7 protein-coding genes and 1 pseudogene are annotated in these 6673 nt (G+C 38.7%); 3 read left to right on the forward strand and 5 right to left on the reverse strand.

Translation table 11 applies throughout. The annotated features are described in order from the left end of the window. Positions 1-25: 25 nt before the first annotated feature. Positions 26-1279, reverse strand: coding sequence for a DUF6807 domain-containing protein (locus FC093_RS02490; RefSeq protein ID WP_137260144.1), 1254 nt, complete (start codon positions 1277-1279; stop codon positions 26-28). 361 nt (positions 1280-1640) lie between these two features. On the opposite strand from FC093_RS02490, the gene FC093_RS02495 reads away from it, so the two are divergent. Continuing rightward, positions 1641-2687, forward strand: a complete 1047-nt coding sequence (locus FC093_RS02495; protein WP_137260145.1) for a LacI family DNA-binding transcriptional regulator — start codon at positions 1641-1643, stop codon at positions 2685-2687. 82 nt (positions 2688-2769) lie between these two features. On the opposite strand, the pseudogene FC093_RS24530 reads toward FC093_RS02495, so the two are convergent. From FC093_RS24530 to FC093_RS23985, 4 genes and pseudogenes are all read right to left on the reverse strand, one after another. Further along, a pseudogene (locus FC093_RS24530) lies at positions 2770-2964 on the reverse strand (DUF4842 domain-containing protein); the annotation flags it as partial. Positions 2965-3658: 694 nt separating this feature from the next. Then, a complete protein-coding gene (locus tag FC093_RS24340) occupies positions 3659-3790 on the reverse strand; it encodes a hypothetical protein (RefSeq protein WP_262711009.1) in 132 nt (43 codons plus the stop codon). 30 nt (positions 3791-3820) lie between these two features. After that, on the reverse strand, positions 3821-4354 hold the full coding sequence (locus FC093_RS23980; protein WP_206106489.1) for a hypothetical protein: 534 nt from the start codon (positions 4352-4354) through the stop codon (positions 3821-3823). Then, positions 4333-4527, reverse strand: coding sequence for a hypothetical protein (locus tag FC093_RS23985; protein ID WP_206106490.1), 195 nt, complete (start codon positions 4525-4527; stop codon positions 4333-4335). Before FC093_RS23985 ends, FC093_RS23980 begins: the two co-directional genes overlap by 22 nt. Before the next feature lie 705 nt (positions 4528-5232). On the opposite strand from FC093_RS23985, the gene FC093_RS02510 reads away from it, so the two are divergent. Beyond that, positions 5233-5712: a DUF2975 domain-containing protein gene (locus FC093_RS02510; RefSeq protein WP_137260147.1), complete on the forward strand. Its 480-nt coding sequence runs from the start codon at positions 5233-5235 to the stop codon at positions 5710-5712. Between the two features lie 3 nt (positions 5713-5715). Beyond that, positions 5716-5943 carry a helix-turn-helix domain-containing protein gene (locus FC093_RS02515; protein WP_137260148.1) on the forward strand — a complete coding sequence of 76 codons (228 nt, stop codon included), beginning with the start codon at positions 5716-5718 and terminating at the stop codon, positions 5941-5943. Positions 5944-6673: the final 730 nt, after the last annotated feature.

Here is a 6673-nt window from a genome sequence, read left to right on the forward strand (position 1 = left end):
TATGGTATTCGTTTGTGTTTCAATTTCATTTTTTTGAAATAACAATTGCCGGCGGATGAGCAAAACTCTGCCAGGTTTGCTCGGCCTGCTGCGGCGTTATCGTGTTATCAAAAACAAGCATACGGTATTTCAATACATAGCTTTTACCCGGCGTCAGCAACCAATCGGTATTGCGCGTGGGACTAAAGCTGAAAAACACATCGCCGCGCCCGTTCATATCTTCGGGCCATACCCGCATCGGCTCCGGAAAGTTGTAATTGGCAGGATAGCTCATAAATAAAATACCTGAATGCCCGCGTTGCATATCCCCGTCAATCATACACCAGCGGGCGGTGCTCGCATCGGCCTCTTTGCGCGTTTTACCTTCGGAAGTAAGCACTTTACTGTTCTTATTGTTCCAGTCTGCTGTAGCCCTGAAGCCAAAGCCGCCATAGCGATATTCTTTCAGCAATACACTGTCGTTGCCGGCGCAGTTAAGTGTAGAGGTAAAATCCCACAGCCACATTTTATCGCCCACATTATATACCCGCACATCCCACACTTCATTCATAGCTGTCTTCTCGGCAGGCGAGGTAGCATCGGGCAATGCAATATGTTGCTGCAGGGCTTTAAAACCGCCCCATACGGCACCGGATTCTTTTGCAATAAAATGTTCGAAGCGAACTGTACCTTTTTTATCCCCCAAATTCCAGAAGTCTACCATTTTTCCCTGAAACAACACATCGGTCCAGGGATTCCAGATGCCCATGTGATGCCGGTGATCGCGCGGATTGATTTGCGTAAGAATATTACCGGAAGGTGACCAAAGCGGGTGAATAAAACCGCTGCGCTTGAATGCAGTATCCACACCTGCCGGTGGATAGTGCGTTTTGTAATTGTATTGCAGCACATTCTTCCCGTTTTCTTTGATGATTAAGGCGTTGCTGTCGTCCACTACGGTAACTGCTTGCTTAATATCTGTCGGGTGCTCTTTTTGCTCCAGTTTATATTTTCTTATGCCATTACTGCCGGCATCTTCATTCGTTATTAACCACCATAAAAAACGATGATAGCCATGTTCAATTTGAAAGGGCACCGGTATGTTTTTACCGGCAGTTATTTCTATAAGCGTTAAGGAAGAATCAGTCACATAAGTTAATGGGTCAAGATCAACATACACGGGCACTCCTACGGTATTACCATGATTGGTGAGCGTAAAAGTAGCTATTGGCTGTGCAGACAGGTTATTGCCGGTAAGCAGTAAAAATATAGTCAGCCACAAAGGCGTGTATTTCATCATAAGCTGCAATCGTAAAACAGTTTCTTATTTGGATAAAAATAGAAAGTGTAAGGCTACTCAACAACAGTGCTTGCAAATGCCGTTTAATGGTTATTATTGCAATCGTTACCGGTAACGATTGCAATAAATTTGTTTAACTAAATTCGTAAAAAATTTAGTAACTGTTTAATATGGATCCTATATCAGTAGATTTTAAAACGATTGTATATGCTGATATTACCAGAAAAATACCGCAGCATACCGCAGCATAAAAAACGATTAGTAGCCTGTTAAGAACGCTTGCTACACAACAGCATCTTTAATTTGTTTAGTACAAGACGACAAACAATATCATCTATACTCAGTTCTTATAAATGTTAATATGAATAATCAGCACCAAATCACATTAAAAGATATTGCACAACAGCTTAAACTATCAGTTTCTACCGTATCAAGAGCACTGAAAGGCAGTACCGATATCAATGCAGAAACATCGAAGCAGGTATTAGCTTTGGCAGAAGAGCTCAAGTATAGCCCGAACCCTATTGCGCTTTCTCTAAAAGATAAAAAGACTAAAGTAATTGGCGTAATGGTGCAGGAAATAGCCAATAACTACTGCTCTGCGGTGATTGCAGGTATTGAGAACTTTGCCTGTAAAATGGGCTACCAGACAATTATTTCTCAAAGCCATGAAAAATATGAGACAGAAGTACAGAATACCCGCTTGCTGGCTTCGCGACGTATAGATGGATTGATTATCAGTATATCGAACGAAACCAGGAATACCGACCACCTACAGGAGTTAATAGATAAAGGCATACCAGTGGTAATGTTTGACCGTGTAAGTAATGCCATAGCCACGCATAAAGTGATTGTGGATGATTACAGGGGAGCTTTTGAGGCTACCTGCCAGTTGATAGAGCAAGGATATGAAAACATTGCCCATATAACTATTTCAAAACATTTGCTGATCACCCAAAACAGGCTAAGGGGATTTACCGATGCCTTGCGGACGCACCAACTGCCGGTAAGAAGCGAATGGATTCTTCACTGCGATTTTAATACAGAAGCAACTGAAAATAAAATCCGCCACTTATTCTGCAGTACTAAGCGCCCCGATGCAGTGTTGCTATCTGTAGAGCGATTATCAATAACATGCCTCAAGGTACTACGAGAATTGGAACTGCAGGTGCCGGATGATGTTGCACTTTCAAGTTTTTCGGATAATCCGCTCAGCCCTTTCTTAAACCCGGCTTTGACTTCTGTTTGCCAACCCACCTTTGCTATGGGACAACTTGCGGTAGAATTATTAATTGAGTTGATTGAAAGTAAGCAAATAATAAAAGAGTATAAAACCGTTCAGATGAAAACAACACTGCATGTGCATGAATCTTCGCTGCGAAAAGCTGTTGCTGTTGGAGAGAAATAGTTTGAATAGTGGCGCTCCCTATTGGATAAGCAAAGCTTTCGGTTACGAGAGTAAGCGCCGGAGAATACTTGTTTTTGAATAGCTAATAAATACCTCCATTAGAATTGTCCTCATCGGTATTGAATAAAGCGTTATTGAGTTTATCGGTAGTTTTTTCACCTGCTAGGTATACTTTATGGTAGTGCCGCATGCCATTGATAAGAAAGTTGTTAAAAGGAGCTTTACTAATGTATGATTTATCTAAAGGTTTTGCAAAGGTTGTTACTATATGCACCGTATCTCTCGTTTGGCCTGATCTACATTAACGTGAGTTTGGAGTCTTTATATATCAATTTTTAATAGTTGAGTTTGATTTAAAGCTGTTAATGAGTCATTTAACAAGCTGTTTTATTGCCTTGAAAACTCCAGAATTAAGTTTTAGCTCAATTGAATCGATCTGTCTTTCTAACATTTTGGGTTATTATTCAGAACACCCCGAACTCACATTACATTAATGTAATAAGAATAAACGTAGTAGCGCAGCAATTCTTCATGATTATCAAAAGGAATAATTACAGCACTTGGCCAATTATCTTCAAATGCTTGGGGTGCCCACTGTCCGGAAGCAGAATAATTTGCATACGATACCACCAGTGGTATAACACCCCCTCCGAAGAATAGCCGGACGCGGAATGTTCTTTACGACACGAAGTACATAAGAATAAAGCAGTTAAAATTTCCAGAAATATGAATTTCATAAAAGTTTATTTTTACTATACTACTTTTATCAATAAGAGTATAACATAAGCAGGTAAGTAAGCTTTTAAAGAGAAAAGATCTGTAGAAAAAATTACAATTTTTGCGCACCCCTTATAAATAATTAAATAGAGATATGAAAAGTTAAAAACAGTCCTCTTCGTTTGCTTCAGCTGAAGAAAGGGCGCAACTTATAAAGTTTATGCACCTTGTAGATAAAAACTACAATAAGCGACTTAGCGTGTCCAAACTACAATCATCAAAGTGTATATGGCTAACAGCACAAACAGTATCTGCAAAGGGTAGAAAGTAGTATTATATTTTCTGAATACTTCTACAAATTCTTCACTGGTAAAAGGAAGTTCCATAATAAAATTACTTACTTTTAGGAATGAACTTTATAGTGCCTGCCCTTTTAAATTTTGAATGGTATCAGGAAGCTTGTTTTTTTCTTTACTGTTAGGAAAGTTGTGTTGCCCTTTTGCTTTGTAGTTCTTTTTAAACAGTATGGCAAGCAAAAGCATTGAAAGCGGTGCGGTAATACCCCAGGGAAAGCCAAGCACTAACAAGTTGTAAGAGTAATCAGGATAGAAATATATAATAGCAATCAGTGGAGTCATTAGCGCGTTAGCTAAAAAGGATATACGCAGCCAACGTTGAAATCCTTTCTTTTTAAAAACAGGAATAGCAAACAAGGTTGCCAAACCCATAAATATGTATCCCAGTGCATCAAAATTCCAAAATAGAGAGTGGGGTGTTTGCTGCAGAATACGCACTTCGTCTAAAGAACCCCTAAGCGTCATAGGAATGACTGTTGCTAACTGCACTACATAATTTGAAGTTACAAATACAGCGTATAAAGTGGTGAATAAGAGTGCTGCATGACTCCAGAATTTCTTTCCATCAGGAGTTATGTAGTGTAAGGCAAGCATTTCCAAAATAAAAGGATGACAATACAAAGCGACGTGCTGTAGATGAGTATTTCGTCTGTTGGATAAATAAGCGCATCATAGAGTTGTAACACCTGAACTATACAATAGGCGATTGTTGCAGTAAAGGCAATAAGTCCTGCTCCAAAACCTATTTTATTAACAATGTTGTTCATTATCTTCCGTTTAAATAAAGGTATTTTAGACCTTATAGTCTTCCTATGATTTGTGTAAGTGGTAAGTGTGATATTGGTCATGCTGGCTTAAATACAAGTTATATATGTAAATCAAGACTTTAGCTGCTTCAAAAGTCCTGGTATATGAAAATCAAAGCTCACCCATAGCTTACGCCATAAGTTGCGGGCGTTGGCTTATGGAAGCTTATTGAAAACGGGCAAAAACTACAATTTGCAAGTTGCTGAAAATCAATTCTTCAAATTGTAGTTTTACAGAAGCGCGCTTAAAAGAGTGAGCTGAAGATGATTCTCCCGAATCATTTTCAGCTATACAGCTTTGCTCCTAACGTAAGCTTCCGCTTTCATAATTACAGATTAGTTGTGCTCTTACAAATGCGCTGCATTACCCTCTGGAAGATCAGCATAAATGAACACCCTGGTTATATTGCTTTAACTACCGTCCAACTCGTATATTACTAAATTGAAGATTATCAGTAGCCAGGTTTAACACCTGTCTCCTATAACAGCATAAATTTACGCGTTAGCGGTCGTTGTAACGGACAACCCAACTAATCCTAACTGTCTGACAACTCAGGATAAAAAAGGCGTTTACTTTCGTAATACTTTATAAAACACTAATTTTTTATTGTTTATCAATAATTATTTATTATGTTTGCCGTATAAAATAAATTCATAAAAATCCTTATGAAAAGTATTTCAATAGTATTCCTTCAGGCAGTCATCGTGCTTATCGGCATTGTAGCACTTGCTATTTTACTTTGGGTTCCCTTAACTGAGGGAAGAGCCGCAAACTTAGACTTGTTCAGCATTTACTTTGACCCGTTCATCTTGTATGGATACGCAGCATCCATCGCTTTTTTTATTGCATTGTACAAGACGTTCAAATTACTTGGATACATCGGACAAAATAAAGTTTTCTCTTCAAACGCTGTTAAGACTTTAAAGAGTATAAAGTATTGTGCGATCGTACTAAGTATTTTAATTGTGTTAGCGGGACTATACATAAGACTATTTCACAATAAAGAAGACGATCCTGCGGGTTTTATTGCCATTTGTATCGTTACTACTTTTGTTTCTATTGTAGTTGCAACTGCTGCGGCAATATTTGAAAAACTCTTGCAAAATGCCATAGATATGAAATCTGAAAATGACTTAACAATTTAAGCTATGCCAATTATTGTAAACTTAGACGTGATGATGGCAAAGCGAAAAATTTCATTGAATGAGCTTTCTGAAAGAGTTGATTTGACATTATCTAACCTTTCTATCTTAAAGACAGGGAAGGCGAAAGCAATACGCTTTAGCACCTTAGAGGCAATTTGTAAAGCATTAGACTGCCAACCAGGTGACATCTTGGAATATGTAAATGACGAAAAAAGAGCAACGAACCGCTAACAGGCGGTTTTCTTTCCCGCAGGTCTCCAAAGCCAGCTGTGCGTAAGCCATGAGACATTGTGGCGGTTGTACATAAAGGTAAGCCGCTTTATATCTTTACCCTACTGTAATGTCCACGTTCTGCTAAGTGTTAGCACAGCGCACCCGACTAAGCGAAGTGTGTCACTTGGCTTATTTTTTATAAGGTTTGCAACTGCAGGGTATCTGGGCAAAGTTTCACTCACTAACTCAGGCATCCACTTCCATCATTACAGATTAGCTATGCACTTACAAGTGCACTGCACCAGCCTTTGCCTGGAGGTTGTATTGATGCAACTATAATCTAAGTTGTATAATACTAAACTATTGAATTTCAGTAGTCAGCTTCAATCGTCTATTTCATCTAATTGCATATAATTTACGTGTTAGCAGTAATTTTTTGGCGGTAAACCTTAAACCATCAATTTGATAAGAGTAGTGCTAATAAGCAAGCCATACGAACTTACCACAAAAGAACATGGTCCAGAATAAAGATCAGGCAATGTAAGTATTTAAATAACCGGATAGAAGGAACCATCGGTTTGCCAAATGGCGAATGCGTAACGTGCCTGGATTTAAAAACTTTGAGCCTGCTTCACGAACATTAACAGGCATCGAAATAGTACGAATGATTAAGAAGGAACAAGTAGCCTCTCCTATGGCTACTTATTTCAAAATGTTCTGTTCTCTGGGTGTATAAAATGTAATAGTT

The organism is Ilyomonas limi (assembly GCF_005233845.1).
Taxonomy (GTDB): domain Bacteria; phylum Bacteroidota; class Bacteroidia; order Chitinophagales; family Chitinophagaceae; genus Ilyomonas; species Ilyomonas limi.

Excerpts from the sequence above, each read along its gene's own strand:
- FC093_RS02490 (WP_137260144.1), bottom strand. The coding sequence starts at position 1,279 with ATGATGAAATACACGCCTTTGTGGCTGACTATATTTTTACTGCTTACC.
- FC093_RS02495 (WP_137260145.1), top strand. The coding sequence starts at position 1,641 with ATGAATAATCAGCACCAAATCACATTAAAAGATATTGCACAACAGCTT.
- FC093_RS23985 (WP_206106490.1), bottom strand. The coding sequence starts at position 4,527 with ATGAACAACATTGTTAATAAAATAGGTTTTGGAGCAGGACTTATTGCC.
- FC093_RS02515 (WP_137260148.1), top strand. The coding sequence starts at position 5,716 with ATGCCAATTATTGTAAACTTAGACGTGATGATGGCAAAGCGAAAAATT.
- FC093_RS23980 (WP_206106489.1), bottom strand. The coding sequence starts at position 4,354 with ATGCTTGCCTTACACTACATAACTCCTGATGGAAAGAAATTCTGGAGT.
- FC093_RS02510 (WP_137260147.1), top strand. The coding sequence starts at position 5,233 with ATGAAAAGTATTTCAATAGTATTCCTTCAGGCAGTCATCGTGCTTATC.
- FC093_RS24340 (WP_262711009.1), bottom strand. The coding sequence starts at position 3,790 with ATGGAACTTCCTTTTACCAGTGAAGAATTTGTAGAAGTATTCAGAAAA.